The organism is Flavobacterium muglaense, from assembly GCF_014305155.1.
Taxonomy (GTDB): domain Bacteria; phylum Bacteroidota; class Bacteroidia; order Flavobacteriales; family Flavobacteriaceae; genus Flavobacterium; species Flavobacterium muglaense.
In genome coordinates, this window is sequence record NZ_JACRUK010000006.1 from 1 (window position 1) to 19,667 (window position 19,667).

General features: G+C 34.2%; 10 protein-coding genes. All 10 read left to right on the plus strand.

Translation table 11 applies throughout. The features are described from left to right. Nucleotides 1-483 precede the first annotated feature (483 nt). The 10 genes from H8R24_RS04255 to H8R24_RS04300 all read left to right on the plus strand — a co-directional run bounded on the left by H8R24_RS04255 (nucleotide 484) and on the right by H8R24_RS04300 (nucleotide 19,637). A complete protein-coding gene (locus tag H8R24_RS04255) occupies nucleotides 484-3,456 on the plus strand; it encodes a SusC/RagA family TonB-linked outer membrane protein (protein ID WP_225876765.1) in 2,973 nt (990 codons plus the stop codon). An 11-nt stretch (nucleotides 3,457-3,467) separates the two neighbouring features. Further along, complete coding sequence (locus H8R24_RS04260; RefSeq protein WP_187017322.1) at nucleotides 3,468-5,045, plus strand: RagB/SusD family nutrient uptake outer membrane protein; 1,578 nt, start codon at nucleotides 3,468-3,470, stop codon at nucleotides 5,043-5,045. A 139-nt stretch (nucleotides 5,046-5,184) separates the two neighbouring features. Then, on the plus strand, nucleotides 5,185-8,529 hold the full coding sequence (locus tag H8R24_RS04265) for an FG-GAP-like repeat-containing protein (protein WP_225876766.1): 3,345 nt from the start codon (nucleotides 5,185-5,187) through the stop codon (nucleotides 8,527-8,529). Beyond that, on the plus strand, nucleotides 8,522-11,773 hold the full coding sequence (locus tag H8R24_RS04270; protein WP_187017323.1) for a VCBS repeat-containing protein: 3,252 nt from the start codon (nucleotides 8,522-8,524) through the stop codon (nucleotides 11,771-11,773). Before H8R24_RS04265 ends, H8R24_RS04270 begins: the two co-directional genes overlap by 8 nt. 37 nt (nucleotides 11,774-11,810) lie before the next feature. Next, on the plus strand, nucleotides 11,811-13,136 hold the full coding sequence (locus H8R24_RS04275) for a vanadium-dependent haloperoxidase (protein ID WP_187017324.1): 1,326 nt from the start codon (nucleotides 11,811-11,813) through the stop codon (nucleotides 13,134-13,136). 1 nt (nucleotide 13,137) lies between these two features. Continuing rightward, a complete protein-coding gene (locus tag H8R24_RS04280; RefSeq protein WP_187017325.1) occupies nucleotides 13,138-14,052 on the plus strand; it encodes a hypothetical protein in 915 nt (304 codons plus the stop codon). A gap of 161 nt (nucleotides 14,053-14,213) precedes the next feature. After that, a complete protein-coding gene (locus tag H8R24_RS04285) occupies nucleotides 14,214-15,515 on the plus strand; it encodes an MFS transporter (RefSeq protein WP_187017326.1) in 1,302 nt (433 codons plus the stop codon). A gap of 21 nt (nucleotides 15,516-15,536) precedes the next feature. Then, nucleotides 15,537-16,475, plus strand: a complete 939-nt coding sequence (locus H8R24_RS04290) for a carbohydrate kinase family protein (protein ID WP_187017327.1) — start codon at nucleotides 15,537-15,539, stop codon at nucleotides 16,473-16,475. Between the two features lie 21 nt (nucleotides 16,476-16,496). Then, nucleotides 16,497-17,744 carry an MFS transporter gene (locus tag H8R24_RS04295; RefSeq protein WP_187017328.1) on the plus strand — a complete coding sequence of 416 codons (1,248 nt, stop codon included), beginning with the start codon at nucleotides 16,497-16,499 and terminating at the stop codon, nucleotides 17,742-17,744. Between the two features lie 21 nt (nucleotides 17,745-17,765). Beyond that, nucleotides 17,766-19,637, plus strand: a complete 1,872-nt coding sequence (locus H8R24_RS04300; protein ID WP_187017329.1) for a trehalase family glycosidase — start codon at nucleotides 17,766-17,768, stop codon at nucleotides 19,635-19,637. Nucleotides 19,638-19,667 lie beyond the last annotated feature (30 nt).

Genomic DNA, 19,667 nt, shown 5'->3' on the forward strand with positions numbered 1-19,667 from the left:
ATTATGAAAGTGATTATTTGGTGAAATTAAATCCAGTTATATGAAAATTGAGAATACTTTTTCAGCAAGCCCTAAATAAGTGTATTTAGTTGGTTTTGTGGTTTTTGCAGGAATTTTTGTTAAACAAGGTTTTTTGGCTGAAGGAGCGTTTTTAGAGAAAAATCAGTAAAAAGGATAAAAACGCAATAAATCTGCAAGGTTTTGGCGTTTCGGTTCTTTTTTTTAACAAAAACGCAGGTGTTTGAGCTTGTAAAACTTAATAAATCATTCATATTGATAATATTTAGTATTTATTTTTAAGTAATATATAATTTTATCTTTAATTTTTTAAAGGATTAATTTTAAAATCGAAAACGTTTTCGGCTATTCGAAAACGTTATAGTTGCTGTATTTCTTAAAGTTTTCATAAATTATGTCTAAGTTTGATTTTGAATTTAAACAAAACCATTTAAACAATTTATTAACCAACTTATTTTATTACGTATGAAAAATAGTCTAATCAAAGGCTTGATGGTGTTTCTAACGGTACTATGTGCAGGTTTGGCATATTCGCAAGATGTGTCCGGTACAGTATCAGACGCTAGCGGCCCACTTCCAGGGGCTTCAATATTAGTTAAGGGAACAACAATTGGAGCACAGACAGATCTTGATGGAAAGTTCACTATCAGGAATGTTGGAGCAAATGCAGTATTAGTTTTTAGTTACATTGGTCTTAAACAACAAGAAGTAAATGTAGCAGGAAAAACAACAGTGAAAGTACTTTTAAAAGAAGACTCAGCTGAATTAAATGAAGTAATTGTCGTAGGATACGGTAGCGTGAAAAAGAAAGATGCAACTGGTGCAGTTGACCAGATCGGAGCAAAAGATTTTGACAATGTAGCTTCTCCGTCACCAGCACAATTATTAAGAGGTAAAGTAGCGGGTGTACAAGTAACGCAATCAAGTGGGGAGCCAGGAGGTGGAGTTGCAATTAGAATTCGTGGAAATACTTCTATTCGTTCAGGTAATGGACCGCTTATTGTTATTGATGGTGTGCCATTAGACGGAGGAAATGTTTCTGGAGGTGGAGATGATTTATTAGGAACATCTTCTTCAAGAAATCCTTTGAATTTTGTTAACCAAAATGATATTGAAAGTATTAGTGTATTAAAAGATGCTTCTTCTACTGCGATCTACGGTTCTCGTGGAGCAAATGGAGTAATCGTAATTACTACTAAAAAAGGTAAATCAAAAGAGCCGCAATTGTCCTACAATACATCGGTACAGTTTAGTAAAATGTCTGGTAATTTTGATGTGATGAACGCCTCTCAATTTGTTGCTGCAGGTGGTGATGACAAAGGCTCAAGAAGTTACAACTGGAAAGATGCGGTATTAAGAAATGGATTCTCAATGAATCACGATTTGTCTTTTACAAAATCAACAGAGAATTCTAATACTAGAATCTCTTTGAGTGCTTCTAATACTAATGGTATTGTGAAAAACACAGGTTTAGATAAGTATACAGCTACAGTTTATAACTCAAATGACTTTTTTGGCGGAGCTTTGAAAGTTGAAGAAAGAATCATGTATGCGTCTTTGAAAGATGAAACTACAATTTTATCTAATAACGCTGGTTATATCGGGAATATCATAGGTACTGCTTTGTATTGGAATCCAACCTTGCCAATCTATAATGCAAATGGTACATATAATGTAGTTAGTAATACGTATTTGAATCCAGTTCAATTATTAAATTCTTATAAAGATTTTACTAATACGAATAAATTTTTAGGAAGTATTAATACAACTTGGAAAATTAATAGTAAATTGAAATACACGTTCTTAGTTGGTGTAGAAAGTTCTACTTCTAGCAGAAAAAGTCAATTATTGCCTACTATGGATATTCAGAATGTTGCTCAGGCGACAGTTCCTGGTTCTACAACAGTTAAGCATGGTCAAGCTTCAATTAATGCGCAAAATAAATTTAATAAAACTTTTGAACATACTTTGAATTACAACAATGACTTTGGTGATAATTTCAATTTGGATGCATTAGTTGGTTATTCTTATTATGATTACACTGCAGACGGAAGTTTTGCTAGTGGTAAGGGGTATGATAGTGCACAAACAAATTTGATTGATAATATTGAAGGTGGATTACAAAATGAGTTCAGAGTTTCTTCTTATAGAAATAGAACAGAATTACAGTCTTATTTTGGAAGAGTTAATGCAACGCTTTATAAAAAGTTAATTATTACAGGTACATTACGATCTGATGGGTCGACTAAATTAGGAGTTAACAATAAATACGATTATTTCCCATCTGTTGGTATTGCTTACAAAGTGATTGAAAACAAAGAAGGAATTGTTAACGATTTCAAAGTAAGAGGGAACTTTGGTAAAACAGGTAACCAAGAGTTTTCACCAAATTCAGCAATTGCAAGAGCGTCTTATGCGTTAAATGGTGCATTAACTGTAGATAGTAATGCAAATGCTGACTTGAAATGGGAAACTACTAAGTCATACGGTATTGGAGCAGATTTTGAATTGTTCAATAACAAGTTAACCGGATCTGTTGATTATTTTCAAAAGGATACGAAAGATTTGATTTTTCCAGTTCCTGCTGCTGCAACGCAACCTGGTGCTTCTTCTGCACGTTTTAAAAACTTACCAGGAAATTTAATTAACAAAGGGTTTGAGATTTCGTTAAATTACAAAGTAATTGATAAAGAAAATTTTGGTTGGGATGTTTCTGGAAACGCTTCATTTTTGAGCAATAAAATGACTAATTTTGCAGGGTTTATTGCAACAGGAGGGATTAATGGTCAAGGTTTAACGGGCGCTTATGCGCAAGTTGTTACTAATAATCAGCCAATTTATTCTTATTATATGTATGAGTGGAGAGGATACGATTCTACAGGTAATTCAATCTACGCAGATGCGGCTGGAAATGATACTGGTTTAGGTACAGCAGTTAAAAAGATTTTAGACAAACAACCTTTGCCAAAAGTGAATGTTGGGTTCAATACTAATTTTAGATATAAGAATTTTGATTTAGGAGCTTCTTTTTATGGTGCTTTCGGACATTATATTTACAACAACACAACAAATGCTTATTTCTTTAAAGGAGCTTTCTTAGGTGGTAGAAACGTAACGGCAGCAGCAGCTAATTCAGCTCAAGCACAAGGAGATCCTAACTCGCCTTCAACTAGGTACTTAGAAAAAGGAGATTTCTTAAGAATGGGTAACTTAACTTTCGGATATACAGTTAAAGGAGCAGTTTTAGATAAATTCAAAATGTCATCTGCAAGGTTTTTTGTAAATGCATCTAATTTATTTGTAATTACGAGTTATTCAGGAACAGATCCAGAGGTTGATACTGATAAGTCATTGAATGGTGTGCCTTCTGCGGGTATGGAGTATTTATCATATCCAAGAGATAAAAGTGTGTCACTAGGTCTTAATGTAACATTTTAATTAAAAAAACGATGAAAAGAATAAATATTATAAAAAGCATCTTATTGACTAGTACTGTGGTATTGGGGGTAAGTTGTACCAATCTAGATGAACAGGTATTGGATGGTGTTGTAGTTTCAAATGCTGCAGGAACAGTCAATGCTACCTCACTACTAAAAACGGCTATTAACGGTCTTAGGGATTTTCAAGGTCAAGGTCAAATGTTTGCCTTGGATGAGATAGCTGGAGATGGATTAGTAGGTCCTACACGTGGTGGAGACTGGGATGATAATGCAAAGTGGAGACAAATTCACGTGCATACTTGGGCTTCAGATCACGAGGAGGTTAGAAATGCTTGGAATGCATTGCTTTCGCAAGTGTATAACTGTAATTTAGTGATTGAAAATGGAACTGCGACTGAAAAAGCACAAGCTCGTTTTTTAAGAGCTTTTTATTACTACAATGTAATTGATTTGTTTGGTCAAGTACCATACAGAGAGGCAGGATCTACTTTGACGGACGATCCGAAAGTATGGACAAGAACTGAAGCGACAGAGTTTGTAATTGCTGAATTAGAGGCTGTTGTAAGCGCTTTGCCTGCAAGAACTGCTGGAGATGCAAGTATAATTAATTCTGATGCAGCTCACTTTTTATTGGCTAAATTGTATTTAAATAAAGGGGTTTTTGAAGCGGCAGATCCTACTGCTCCAACTTTTGCAGCTGCAGATATGACAAAAGTAGTGGCTAATGTTGACGCTATTAATAGTTCTTTGTCTCCAGATTATTGGGATAACTTTAAACCAACGAACAACACATCTCCTGAGATCTTGTTTTCTTCAAAAAACATTCAAGGTGGTGAAGGTGGAGGTTTACAATTTCATTGGAGAATGGGAATGCATTACAACCAAACTCCCGATGGATGGAATGGTTTTGCAATTGTAGCTGAATATTATAATAATTATGATCCTAATGACAGACGTATTAAAAATTCAGATCCATACATCGTCAATGAGTTTGGAAATAATGTTGGAATGCAAATTGGGCAAATGAAAAACGGTAAAAACCGTGATCAATTTGGTAAAGATAAAGATGCAGCGGGTGTGGCTTATACAAATATACCAGCGGGGACTTTAAATTTACAGGATAGAGTTGGGCATCCACTAATCTACACTTCGGCAGTTACTTTAATAACAGGTGGAGCTACGCTAGAAACAGCGGGTATTAGAATGCAAAAATACATCCCAGATTCAGGAAGTCTTGATAAGCCTGATAATGATTTTGTATTAATGCGCTATTCTGATGCCTTGATGATGAAAGCGGAAGCAATTGCTAGAGGCGGTGCAGGTACAAATGATGTTGTTAAATTAGCAGCTATTGTAGGAAGATCAGGTCAGCTTGGGGTGTTTCCAACTGATTTAGCTGGTATTTACAAAGAAAGAGGGAAAGAATTGTGGTTAGAAGGATGGAGAAGAAACGACATGATTCGTTTTGGAAAATTCTTAGCTGCTAGAGAATTAAAACCTTCTGTTTCTGATAAAAAATACATTTTATACCCTATTCCAGCGGATGCTTTGTTTAATTTGAATTTAAAACAAAACCCTGGTTACTAGGTTTTAGAAAATATGATTATGTTTTGAGTTAGTAGTAAAGAGGGCAATCGTATTGCCCTCTTTATTTTTTTAATTTTAACGCGATTCATTGCTTTATTTACTGAATATTATATAAATTAGACCATTATTTCCTTTCAAAATGTCTGAACTAAATACGACCTATACTATGTTAAATCGTTCTATTTTATTTTTCTTATTATCGCTTCTTTTTGTGAGTTGTTCTAAAGAAAACACAGAAAATAAAAACGCTCTTTTTTCTAAAATGGAAACTGCACAAACCGGAATTAATTTCATTAACGAAGTGAAAAACGGGGAAGATATGAATATCTTCAAATATCGAAATTTTTACAACGGTGGAGGTGTTGCTATTGGAGATATTAATAACGATGGACTTTCGGATATTTATTTTACTTCAAATTTGGGTACTAATAAACTGTATTTGAATAAAGGCAATTTTAAATTTGAAGACATTTCTAAAAAAGCAGGAGTAGAGGGAACAAAGTCTTGGTCTACAGGTGTGGTCATGGTCGATCTTAACGGGGACGGATTTTTAGATATTTATGTCTGTAATGCCGGAAATATTACGGGTGATAATCAAAAAAATGAACTTTTTATTAATAACGGAAATGGGACTTTTACGGATAAAGCTGAACAATATAATTTAGCAGATACAGGAATTACCACTCACGCAGCCTTTTTTGATTATGATAAAGATGGAGATTTAGATTGTTATATTCTCAACAACAGTTTTATACCAGTGAGTAGTCTTAATTATTCCAATAAAAGAGAGTTAAGAGATAAAGACTGGGATGTTGCGGATATTCTAAAAGGTGGAGGTGATCGATTGTTGCGTAACGACCAAGGGAAATTTGTGGACGTGAGTAAAGAATCGGGTATATATGGAAGTCTTATTGGTTTTGGTTTAGGAGTTACTGTAGGTGATGTAAATGGAGATTTATATCCAGATATTTATATTTCAAATGATTTTTACGAAAGAGATTATTTGTATATCAATAATAAAAACGGAACGTTTACAGAACAAATTGAAGGGTGGACATCTCATATTAGCCAATCTTCAATGGGAGCGGATATGGCTGATGTTAATAATGATGGAAAGGCCGATATTTTTGTGACGGATATGTTGCCAGAGGGAGACGAACGTTTAAAGAACACAACTAGTTTTGAGAACTATGATTTATATCTAAGAAAATTAAATCTTGATTTTTTTAATCAATACATGGAAAATACACTGCAAATTAATAACGGTAACAATCAGTTTTTGGAGGTTGCAAATTATGCGGGTGTCTCAAAAACCGATTGGAGTTGGGGAGCATTAATGTTTGATATGGACAACGATGGATATAAGGATATCTATGTGTGTAACGGGATTTATCACGATTTAACAAATCAAGATTTTGTTGATTTTTTTGCCAACGAATTCATGCAAAAAATGGTTGTTACAGGAAAAAAAGAACAGATCGAAACGATTATTAATAGAATGCCAAGTTCACCTATTCCTAATTATGCTTTTAAAAACAATGCTAATTTAACTTTTACAAATGAAGCTCAAAACTGGGGACTAAGTACGCCTAGTTTTTCTAATGGTGCTGCCTATGGTGATTTGGACAATGACGGAGATTTAGATTTAATTGTCAACAATGTTAACATGGAAGCCTTTGTTTATAAAAATAATTCGGATAAAAATAAGGACAATCATTTTGTTAAAGTAAAATTAAAAGGGGATAACCTCAATAAATTCGGTGTAGGGAGTGTTGTAGAATTGTTTTCGGGAAGCGAAATTATGAGACAAGAATTAATTCCATCCAGAGGTTTTCAATCTTCAATAGATTATGTGATGGCCTTCGGTATTGGAACTAAAAAAATTGATTCATTGCAAGTAATTTGGCCAAATGGAAAATTCCAAACTATTAATAAAGTAGTTAATAACACGACACTTAATTTAAATATTACGGATGCTAAGTTAAATTACGTTCCTAAAACGGATAAGTCTACACCATTATTTACAGAAAAGAAATCGACGTTTATTGCGCACAAAGAAAATGATTATATCGATTTTGATTACGAGGGTTTAATTTCAAAAGAACTTTCTCAAGAAGGTCCTTCACTAGCCGTTGGAGATATTAACGGAGACGGAAATGAGGATCTTTTTATTGGAGGAGCCAAAGGTGCAGCTGGTAAAATATACATGAATAAAGGCAACGACAGTTTTGCTGCAACTTCTCAAGTTGATCTGGATAGTGATTTGAATTATGAAGATACAGCAGCCAGTTTTTTTGACGCTGATGGTGATGGTGATTTAGATTTACTAGTGGGTTCTGGAGGAAATGAAAGAGCAGACCAAGCCAATTATAAGAACCGTTTGTATTTGAATAATGGGAAAGGATCGTTTACCAAAAGCAAAACGGTGGTTCCAACCACAAATAATAATGTCTCAGTTATTGCAGCCTATGATTTTGATAATGATGGAGATGTAGATGTTTTCATAGGAAGTAGATCTGTTCCAGGGGTCTATGGAATCAATCCTAAACATCTTATTTTAGAAAATGATGGAAAAGGAAATTTCACAAATGTTACTGAAAAAGTAGCTTTCAAATTAACAGAGGTAGGAATGGTAACTGATGCCGTTTGGGAAGATGTTGATAATGATTCTAAGAAAGATTTGATTCTTGTAGGAGATTGGATGGCTCCAAAAATATTTAAAAACACAGGTCGAAGATTGGCCGATTTTAAATCAAACCTTTCAGATTATTCTGGTTTTTGGAATGCTGTGAGTTGTGTGGATTTGAATAATGATGGAAAAAAAGATTTTATTTTAGGAAACAAAGGAACAAATACTAATTACAAAGCAACTAAGGATAAACCAATGCGATTGTTTGTTAATGATTTTGATAATAATGGAACTATTGAACAAATTGCAACACGATTGATAGACGATAAGGATTTACCTTTGAACTTAAAACAGGACATCACCAAGCAAATTCCAATGGTTAAAAAGAAAAATTTAAGCTATGCTGATTATGCTAAAAAATCCTTTCAAGAATTATTTGCCAAAGAGGTGGTTGATAATACGATCAAAAAAGAGGCAACAATTCAAGAAACGGTGATTGCGATCAATAAAGGAAATGGTCAATTTGAAATTAAAATTTTACCCAAAGAAGTTCAGTTTTCAAGTGTAAATACCATTTGTACTATGGATGTCAATAAAGATGGTGTCTTGGATATTCTTTTAGGAGGAAATCAATATGAATTTAAACCACAATTCTCTCGATTGGATTCTAATTATGGAAGTTTGCTTTTAGGGAATAAAAATGGAACTTATTCCTGGGTTCCTTATAGTGAATCAGGATTTTTCATGAAAGGAGAAGTTAAGCATTTAAGAACTATTAAAAATGCAAATAACAGCATATCAGTTGTTGCAGTAATAAATGACCAATCACCAAAAATATTTAAAGGCAATGAATAATTTTTTTCGAATAGTACTCTTTTCTTTTGTAGTTGTAAGCTGTACGCAAAAACAAGACCGTTTATTTGAAAAATTGTCTTCAGATAAAAGTAACATTACGTTTAATAACAAGTTGGATCCATCCAAGAATATTTCCATTCTTGACTATTTGTATTATTACAATGGGGGTGGCGTAGCGCTAGGCGATATCAATAATGATGGTTTAGTGGATGTTTATTTTACCTCAAATCAAGGAAAGAATAAATTATACCTCAATAAAGGAGGGAATGCTTTTGAAGATATAAGTGTCAAAGCGGGTGTAGAAGGACAAAGCGATTGGAGCGCGGGTACTGTAATGGCAGATGTCAATGGAGATGGATATCTTGATATTTATGTATGTGCCGTGGTAGGAATCAATGGATTTGAAGGGCATAATGAATTGTTTATCAATAATAAAAACAACACATTCACCGAGAGTGCTGCTGAGTATGGTTTGGATTTAGATAATTACAGTTCATCAGCTGCTTTTTTTGACTATGATTTAGACGGTGATTTAGATATGTATCTTTTAAATCATGCAGTGCATTCAGAGCAATCTTTTGGAAATGCTGATGTGAGAAACACAAGAAGTTACGAGTGTGGCGATAAATTATTTAGAAACGATAACGGGAAATTTGTAGATGTAAGTGAAAAGGCGGGAATCTTTGGCGGTGCCAATGGATACGGTCTGGGCTTAGCGATTTCTGATTTCAATTTGGATGGATATCCTGATATTTACGTGGGTAATGATTTTCATGAAGACGACTACTACTATTTGAATAATGGAGATGGTACGTTTACCGAAAGTTTAAAAAGTCATTTTGGTCATACGAGTCGTTTCTCAATGGGAGTTGACGTGGCAGATATCAATCATGATGGATTTCCAGATCTTTTAACCTTGGACATGTTGCCTGAGGACGAGAAAGTATTAAAAAATTCATTAGGCGATGATAATGTACAAATGTTGAAAATGAGAACGGAAAAATTAGGCTATCATTATCAATACAGTAGAAATATGTTGCAGTTAAATAATGGGGGTAATAATTTTACCGAAACTGCATTATTGAATGGTGTAGCAGCTTCAGACTGGAGTTGGAGTGCTTTATTTGCCGATTATGATCAAGATGGAGAACAGGATTTATTTGTAGCAAATGGAATTCCAAAGCGTCCAAACGATTTGGATTACGTGAAATATTATTCGAATGATCAAATTAAAAACAAAATCACTTCGACTAAATTATTAGACAAAGAAGCCTTGAAAAGAATGCCAAAAGGCAATGTAACTAATTTTATTTTTCAAGGATCATCAGATCTTCAATTTAAAAATCGTTCTAAGGATTGGATTGAAAACGATTCGATAATCTCTAACGGAAGCGGATATGCCGATATTGACAATGATGGAGATTTAGACCTGATCACTAATAATTTAAATACTGTTGCGTCAATTTATATCAATAAAACAGATAAAAATGCTAATTATTTAAAAGTTAAGCTACAGTTTGGAGGAAAAAATACTTTCGGAATTGGAGCAAAAGTTATTTCGTATGTAAAGGGTAAAAAACAATTCAAAGAGTTGCAAACAACAAGAGGTTTTCAATCATCATCTGAGCCAATTGTTCATTTTGGTTATGGAAAAACGGCTGTTGTAGATTCGATTGTTGTGGTATGGCCAGATAAAACATATCAAACCATTAAGAATGTAAAAGTGAATCAAACTCTTGTAGTGAAAGCAGCTGCAAATAGAAAAACATTTGATTATAAAAAGTTACATCCTACAGTTGTGCCTGTTTTCAAAAAGAGCGAAACGAGTTTAGGGATTAATTTCACACATGAAGAAAATAGCTTTATTGATTTTTTAGCACAAAAATTAATTCCGTACCAACGATCAGACCGCGGTCCTGCTGTGGCCATTGGTGATTTGAATGGAGATGGTAAAGAGGATATCTTTTTTGGCGGAGCCAAAGGAAAAGCAGCACAGGTTTTTATACAAAATGCCACAGGTTTTTCAAGAAAGCCATACGCATCGATAGAAAAAGACTCTGTTTTTGAAGATGCTTCGGCAGTGATTGGTGATTTTAATAATGACAAAATAAACGATTTGTTTGTGGCTTCTGGTAACGGAGAAAATGCGCAAAATTTATTAAGTCGTTTGTATATAGGTACTCAATTAACCAATGCGAGTTTGCCACAATTGGCTCAAAATGCTTCGGTGGTTAAAGCATTTGATTATGATTACGATGGAGATTTGGATCTCTTCATCGGAACCAATTCTAAGTACAATCGTTTTGGGGAGTATGCAAATTGCTTTTTGTTGAACAACAATAAAGGGATGTTTACAATAGTTCAAAATAAGACTTTTGAAGGAATAGGAATGGTTACTGATGCTGTTTTTTCGGATTTTAATAAAGATGGAAAAACGGATCTTGTTGTTGTAGGTGAATGGATGAAACCAACATTCTTTGCGAATAAAAATGGAAAATTTACAGATGTAACAGCAACTGTATTTCCTGACAAAAGCAATGGTTTATGGCAGGCTATTATTCCATTTGATATCGACAATGACGGCGATTTAGATTACATGATAGGAAACTGGGGGGTTAATTCTAAGTTTAAGGCTTCCGAAGCATTTCCTATGAAAATGTATTATGATGATTTTGATGCCAATGGTTCATTTGAAACAGTCGTTGCGGTCGAAAAAAACGGAAACTACTATACTACAATGGGGCTTGATGATCTTGCGGAGCAATTTAGCGGTATGATAAAAAAGAAATTTAAATCGTATCAATCGTTTTCAGGTAAAACAGTCGAAGAAGTTTTTAGTCCAGAAATGCTGTCAAAAGCTAAATTATTTGAAGTAGATAATTTAAAATCGGGTTACTTGAAGAATAATAATGGGAAGTTCACTTTTGTAGCTTTTTCGAATGATTTACAGGTAGCACCAATTAACTGTTTTGTGAAGTCAAATTTCGATTCAAATAAAAAAGAATCAGTATTTGTTGCAGGGAATTATTTTGGAGTATCTCCTTATCACAGTCGATTTGATGGGTTTTCGGGAGCGTTGATCAAGAATCAAAACCAAATAATTTTGGGTAGTAAGTTAGGGATCGATTTGTCTCAAAAGGCAGTTAGACATTTAGATATTATACATTTTAACGGCAAAAGTTATTTGTTAGTAACGATCAATAATAAAAAAGCAGAGGTGTATGAAATGCCTATGTTGCAATAGATTTACAACTTAGAATTTAATTATTAAAAAATAGAGAATGAAACATAAGATCTTAATCATAACAGCGGCTTGCCTTCTATTTATTTCTTGTAAAAAAGAGAAATCTATTGTTATAACTACTGACGAATACCATGCAGCGGTGGAGAATGTGACTCAAATTATGATTCACGATATTTTTTCGCCACCAGTTGCGAGTAGAATTTTTGTGTATCCTAATATTGCTGCTTATGAGGTAGTGGCTCAAAATAGTAAGAAGTATGTGAGTCTTCAAAACCAGCTGAAAGGGTTGGATTCTATTCCGAAATTAGATCCTAAAAGCGGTGTGAATATCGAGCTTGCTGCTTTGGTAGCGCATATGGATGTAAGTAAGCAATTGGTTTTTTCAGAGGAATTAGTAGAACATTTTAGAGATAGTTTGTATCAAAAATGGGGACAAGAAAATCAAAAAGAATTTGAGGTTTCTAAAGAATATGGATTAAAAGTAGCAGAACGCATAAAGAAATGGATGGATAAAGACAATTACAAGCAAACTCGTACTTTGCCTAAGTTCTCTGTTCTCCCTAATGTTGCTGGGCGTTGGCAGCCTACACCTCCTGCATACATGGATGCAATTGAACCGCATTGGGGCGAAATAAGAACATTAGTTTTAGATTCAGCTTCTCAATTTAAACCAATTCCTGCTCTGCCTTTTTCATTGGATAAAAACTCTGCCTTTTTTAAACAAGTTCAAGAAGTATATGATATTAGTTTGAAAATGAAAAAATTGGGGGATGGTTGTGACGAAATTAAAATGGCGCAGTTTTGGGACTGTAATCCTTATGTTTCAGTTAGTCAAGGACACATGATGTTTGCCAAAAAGAAAATTACTCCAGGAGCACATTGGATGGGAATTACTAAGATTGCTTGTAAAAAATCGAAGGCTGATTTTGAGCGAACAGTATTTGCATACACACAAACTTCTATCGGAATGTTTGAAGCATTTATAAGTTGTTGGGACGAAAAATTTAGAAGCAACGTGATACGACCAGAAACGGTAATCAATCAAAATATTGATGAGAATTGGAAACCAGCATTGCAAACACCTCCATTTCCAGAATATACTAGCGGTCACTCTGTAGTGTCGACTGTTTCGTCTAATATTCTTACCAGTATTTTTGGCGATAACTTTGCTTTTGTAGATGATTCAGAGTTACAGTTTGGTTTGCCTAATCGATCTTTTAAATCTTTTAATGAAGCATCAAAGGAAGCGGCTATGAGTCGTTTTTATGGAGGAATACATTACAGAGCAGCAATTGAAAACGGAATAGTTCAAGGTAAAAACATTTCGGATTTTGTAGTGAATAAATTAAAAATGACTAAATAAAATGAGTGCAAAGAAGGTTTTATTATTGGTTTTGAGTGTTGCTTTTTCACTTTTCATGATTTGGTATCTTTTTATTAAAAAAAGTGATTATTGCATCTCGTTTAAAGTAAAAACAGCTACAGGAACTGTTTTTCAAGGTATTCAAGAATGGTCTACAGCACGATTAACGACAGACCATGAAAAATATGTTTTAATTGAAAAGAAAGATTTTAGTTTTATCAAACAAGAGATGACAATGGATAAAACAACGATGGAGTACAGTTGGGATATCGTTGCTGTTAATGATTCTATTACAACAGTTGAGGTAAGTATAAAAGATGGAGATCACAGTATTTACAATCGTTTAACAGCGCCTTTTTTTAATACAGATTTTAAAGAATCTCAAATTAAGAAAATCACCGCTTTTAGAAATGGGTTAAACAAGCATTTGGAGAATTTTAAAGTAAAAATAGACGGACTAGGTCAGTCTGAAGAAACGTTTGTTGCTTACATCAGTTTAGAATCGGTTTTACAAGAAAAAGCGCAGACTATGATTATGAATGACGGGGCTATCACAGGTTTTCTAGAACAAAATAAAATAAAAATTATAGGTAGGCCCTATGTTGAAGTCGAGAACTGGAATCTAGACAAAGAAAGATTAAATTTTAATTATTGCTTTCCTATTGATAGCAACGTTAAAATGATTAACAATGGTATTGTGAAATTTAAAACAATTAAGGCTCAAAAAGGACTTGCAGCAACGTATTATGGTAATTTTAGAACTTCAGATCGTGCTTGGTTTGCGTTGTTAGATTATGCGACAAAACACAACTATAAATTAAGTAATAAACCGTTAGAACATTTTCTTGCCAATCCTTTTAATGGAGGAGATGAGCTAAGTTGGGAAACTAAAATTGTAATTCCGTTCGAGCAATAGTTTAGAGCTGTAAATTTAGATTTTATTATGAATTCGAAAACGTTTTCGGTACTTCCGAAAACGTTTTTGTTTTTATAATGCAATAAATTGTTATTTTTAAAATTAGTTTTATATAAAATATCTAAAAAATTTACGAAATAATTAATTTATAAAAACGAAACATGAAATTAAAGCTTAGTTTTTGGCAGATAATTAATATGAATGTTGGTTTTTTTGGAATTCAATATAGTTTTGGATTGCAACAAAGCGCCGTTAATCCTATTTATGATTTCTTGCATGCAAGTCCAGATGAAATCCCTATTCTAAATTTAGCGGGACCGTTGACGGGATTATTAATTCAGCCCATAATAGGGGCAATGAGTGATAAAACTTGGCATCCAAGATGGGGTAGACGTAAGCCTTATTTTTTTATAGGTGCTTTGGTTTGTAGTATCGCTTTATTTTTGTTTCCGTTTAGTAGTTCCTTGTGGATGGCTGCGGGCTTATTGTGGATTTTAGATGTTGGTAACAATACTGCTATGGAGCCTTATCGCGCATTTATTGCTGATACACTTGATGAAGAGCAACAACCGATAGGTTTTCAAGCGCAAAGTTTTTTTACTGGTTTCGGTCAGTTTTTAGCATATATTTCCATTGGGATTTTTCCATTAATAATTGTTGGTTATACCGGAGAATTGCCCAATTGGATGTATGCCTCCTTTTTTATTGGCGCCGTTCTGTCGATTACTTCCATTTGGTGGAGTATGAAAAAAACTCCAGAAGTCCCACCATCAGACGAAGAGATAGCTTATATAAAAGCGAATCCTTTAAATTTACTGTCCCCTTTTGTAGATATTTACAAGGCAGTTTTAGAAATGCCAGCCGTCATGTGGCAGCTGTTTTTAGTGTACTTGTTTCAATGGTACGCTATGATGTGTTACTGGCAAAATAATTCCAAGAGTATCGCATTGTCGGTTTGGAATACTACTCCGTCGGATAAAATTGGATATGGTGAAGCCGTACGCTGGAACGGATTGGTCGGTGCCTTTGGATTCATTGTAACATTTTCGATCGCTTTCTATTTGGCTAAATTAGCCAAAAAACACAGTGCCAAAACAGTGCACTTTGTCTGCCTTTTGCTTGGAGCGATCTCTTTCCTATTTTTTCCGATACTACAAAACCAGTACTTGTTTTTTGCAGTAATTATAGGGTACGGAATTGCTTGGGCCAGTATGATGGGAATACCATATTTAATGGTTGTTTCCAATATCCCAAAAGAACGTTATGGAGTGTACATGGGAATTATTAATATGATGATTGTGATACCAATGATTATTCAAAACTTGTCATTTGGATTTATTTTGAAACATTTTTTAAACAATGACCCTCGTTTAGCGATCACTTTTGCAGGTGTATTGTTGTTTATTGGTGCGATCTGTACCTTATTTATAAAAACGAAAAAAGTAGCATTAACCGAAATATAAATTTTAAAATTGAGATTTAAATTGGAAAAGAAAATAGATATAATCTGTGCAGGAGAGGTGCTTATTGATTTTATTGGACACGAAATCAATACTTCTATAAATAGAACAAAAGACTATCATCGATTTTTGGGTGGGTCACCAACGAATGTGGCTGTCAATGCGGCAAGACTCGGACTAAACTCGGTCTTAGTAGCGACCTGCGGGCAAGATGGTTTGGGTGAATATATTGTGCGTAAATTAAATGCAAACAATGTGGTTACTACCCAAATTAGAAAATCAGATATTGAACCTACTTCGGTAATCTTTGTTTCTAAATCTACTGGAACGCCGGATTTTATACCGTATCGTGAAGCAGATTATCAAATTCATCCAAGTCAGATTCCAGAAGATTTATTGTCTACTGCCAAAATCTTTCATACCACTTGTTTCGCTTTAAGCAAAAACCCAGCAAGACAAACCATTTTAGATAGTGCCAAGAAAGCGCAAGCATTAGGATTGCAAACAAGTATTGATATCAATTTTTCCGAACGTATTTGGCCAGACCGAGAAGAGGCTAAAGCAGTTTTGAAAGAATATTTATCAACGAATCCGTTAGTGAAACTAAGTGAAGATGATTGTTACCGCCTTTTTGCGGAGTCGAAAACGGAGGATTATATTTTTGAATATTTTCATGGTTTAGGCGCATCAACGATTTGCTTGACTAAAGGGAAAGACGGAGTGGTTTTGTCTGATAAAAATTTTGGTATGTTTTATCAAAAAGCACAGCAAATTAATGATATAAAAGATGCAACTGGTGCAGGAGATGCTTTTTGGACGGGCTTTTTATATGCAAGATTAAAGAATAAAAACTTTGAAGAAACGATTTCAATAGCCCAAAAGCTAGCCGTTTTAAAATTACGTAATGTAGGCAGGTTGCCCGAAGACATTAATATTGCAGACTACTTAAACACAAACGAGTAGTTTAATAAAGAATAAATTTTTATGAAAAAAAGCACCATCAAGTTGGCTATGTATTTAAACTATTTTGTCTTCGCTATTCTGTTGAATAGTGTAGGAATAGTGATATTGAAAGCCCAGAATAATTACGGAGTAGATGAACTGCAAGCTAGTATTCTAGAAGCGTTTAAAGATTTGCCTATTGCAATTGTTTCGTTTTTGATTGCTTCATTTTTACCGCGGTTAGGGTATAAAAAGGCTATGCTCATTGGTTTGGCATTGGTTACGGTGGCTTGTATTGCCATGTATTTTGGTAATTCATTTGAAGCGGCAAAGATTCTTTTTGCAACTGTAGGAGTTTCATTTGCTTTGATAAAAGTGTCGGTTTACTCACTCATTGGAACGGTGACTGAAAATCAAAAAGAGCACAATAGCTTGATGAGTAGTATCGAAGGTGTTTTTATGATTGGTATTGCATTAGCGTATTTCTTGTTTCCAGCGTTTAATTCAGAAACGAATCCAGATGCGTGGTTAAATGTGTATTGGCTGTTAGCTGCAATTTCGTTGTTGTCATTTGGTTTTTTATTCTTTGCTAAATTCGAAAATCAAACTGATATTCCCGGTGTTGATTTGATGGATGATTTTGCTCAAATGTTCAAACTATTTGCAAAGCTGCTGACTATTGTTTTTGTAATCAGTGCCTTTTTATTTGTGATGATTGAACAAGGTATTATGACATGGTTGCCTACATTCAATGACAAAGTGTTGCACTTGCCCGAAAATGTTAGTATAATGATGGCGAGTATTTTGGCAATAACATTAGCGGTAGGGCGATTGCTTGCCGGAGTAATAACTAAAAAAATCAATTGGATTTGGGTGCTTACTTTTTGCATCATCATGGCCATGCTGATCGTTATTTTTGTTTTGCCAAGAACGGTAGGCTTAGAGGTAAAGGAAATAAATACGCTTAGTGATATTCCATTAATAGGATTCGCATTTCCATTAGTAGGTTTGTTTATTGCACCTATTTATCCGCTTTTAAACTCGGTTGTTTTAAGTGCTTTGCCCAAAAAACTACACAGTTCAATGACTGGATTAATTGTTGTCTTTTCTGCGCTAGGTGGGACTTTGGGATCTAGAGTAATAGGTTATTTGTTTAAAAACGAAGGGCCTGAAAATGCCTTTTATTATACTTTGATTCCAATGGCAATGTTGCTTATTTCTTTTTTTATATTAAAAAAGTTAACAGGCAATAGTACAGCAGTTTTAGAGGTAAAAAACAGTGGTCATTAATAATTTAAAGTACAGTTTAAAATGAAATTTTTACTCCATATAGATAAAGTGTTTCGTGACCTCTTGCTTCAAGAAGACACTGATAATGATAAAAAGATAACCAAGGATGATAATGGACCTAAGCGATTTGTACTAGTTGACGAAACAACAAAGGCAGAGAAAGTGATTGAAGGAACGTATCATTTGGCTAATTTATTACAAGAGTTAGCGGTTCTGAAAGAAAAGAAAATGGAATTGGCTGAGGTTGATTTATCGAGGATACAAGAAGAGCCGGTGGATAGAATTTCGAGAAAAATTAGAGAGGATTACTGGAATGAACTCACGAGGACGATTGACAAGAAAGGGTTGTTACAAATTTTACAAGACGAGAAAACGACTAATGAAATTCCTACTCTGTACGTTTCGGCCAAAGACAAACAAGGCGTTAAATATTTTCAAGATTTAGAAAAAGAGCTTAAAAATTTTAAAGTTAGTGTTTTACCTGAAGGCTACACAGAAGATTATGTGGCTACTTTGAATACAAAACCAGGTATCCTAGCTTTGGGATTGGAACAAAAGTTGTATAGCTTGCAAGGTGTTCCGTTTGTAGTTCCTGGTGGGCGTTTTAATGAAATGTATGGTTGGGATAGTTATTTTATTGGTGTAGGATTGCTTATTGACAAACAGCTAGATAAAGCCATGGCGATAGCAGATAATTTTAAGTATCAAATTATTCACTACGGAAAAATATTAAATGCTAATAGAAGTTATTATTTAACTCGAACACAACCACCATTGTATTCCTCTTTATTAGTTGATATTGTAAAAAATAAAATTCCAGATTTGGGCTGGTTAAGAGGGCATTTAGAAACGGTTATTCTTGAATACAACACCGTTTGGATGGTTCAAGGAGGTCGCTTGACCGCAACAGGATTAAACAGGTATAAGTCTGGAGGGGTAGGAATGCCATTTGAGGTTGAGCCGGGACATTTTGATGATGTTTTAGCGCCTTATGCACTAAAGTATAATTTGCCTATTCGAGAATTTGAACAACAATATTTAAATAGAACTATTGTCGATGCTGAGCTTGATGTTTATTTTGTGCATGATAGAAGTTTGCGTGAGAGTGGTCACGACACTACAAATAGGTTAATTGATACCTGTGCGAATCTAAATTCGGTTGATGTTAACAGTTTTCTTTATAAGTATGAAAAAGACATTGCGTACATTATCGAAAACTTCTTTAATGCATCGATTCAAATTGGAGATTTAATATATACGTCTCAGGATTGGGAAGCGAAGGCAGTGGCAAGAAAAAATAGAATGGATACCCTCTGCTGGAATGAGAAATTGAGCATGTACTTTGATTACGACTTCATTAATGGTAAACAATTTCCATTTGAAGCGGCTACTACTTTCTTTCCATTATGGGCAGGCTTATGTAGTGAGCAACAAGCTAAACAGTTGGTAGAAGTGGCTTTGCCGCAGTTTGTAAAAATGGGAGGAATTACGGGAAGCACACAAGCAAGTACCTTGAACTTTCCTATAGATGCGCCGCAAAGACAATGGGATTATCCGTTTGGATGGGCTCCGCATCAAATGTTGCTGTGGGAAGGATTACTTAATTATAAGTTTTTTGATAAAGCACAAGAAATGGTGTACCGATGGTTGTGGTTGATAACAAAAAATGCTGTGGAGTACAATGGTACAATTCCAGAGAAATTTGATTTGGAATCTAGTTCACATAAAGTTTTTGCTGAATACGGCAATGTAGGGACTGAGTTTGACTATATTTCCAAAGAAGGTTTTGGGTGGGTAAATGCTTCTTATCAATACGGACTGCAAATTTTAAATCCATATTTAAAAGAAGAATTAAACAAGTTAACACTGCCAGAAGATTTATTTAAAGACTAATAATTTTATTAAATTGGTGGTTTGTATTTA

Excerpts from the sequence above, each read along its gene's own strand:
- H8R24_RS04255 (WP_225876765.1), top strand. The coding sequence starts at position 484 with ATGAAAAATAGTCTAATCAAAGGCTTGATGGTGTTTCTAACGGTACTA.
- H8R24_RS04260 (WP_187017322.1), top strand. The coding sequence starts at position 3,468 with ATGAAAAGAATAAATATTATAAAAAGCATCTTATTGACTAGTACTGTG.
- H8R24_RS04265 (WP_225876766.1), top strand. The coding sequence starts at position 5,185 with ATGTCTGAACTAAATACGACCTATACTATGTTAAATCGTTCTATTTTA.
- H8R24_RS04270 (WP_187017323.1), top strand. The coding sequence starts at position 8,522 with ATGAATAATTTTTTTCGAATAGTACTCTTTTCTTTTGTAGTTGTAAGC.
- H8R24_RS04275 (WP_187017324.1), top strand. The coding sequence starts at position 11,811 with ATGAAACATAAGATCTTAATCATAACAGCGGCTTGCCTTCTATTTATT.
- H8R24_RS04280 (WP_187017325.1), top strand. The coding sequence starts at position 13,138 with ATGAGTGCAAAGAAGGTTTTATTATTGGTTTTGAGTGTTGCTTTTTCA.
- H8R24_RS04285 (WP_187017326.1), top strand. The coding sequence starts at position 14,214 with ATGAAATTAAAGCTTAGTTTTTGGCAGATAATTAATATGAATGTTGGT.
- H8R24_RS04295 (WP_187017328.1), top strand. The coding sequence starts at position 16,497 with ATGAAAAAAAGCACCATCAAGTTGGCTATGTATTTAAACTATTTTGTC.
- H8R24_RS04300 (WP_187017329.1), top strand. The coding sequence starts at position 17,766 with ATGAAATTTTTACTCCATATAGATAAAGTGTTTCGTGACCTCTTGCTT.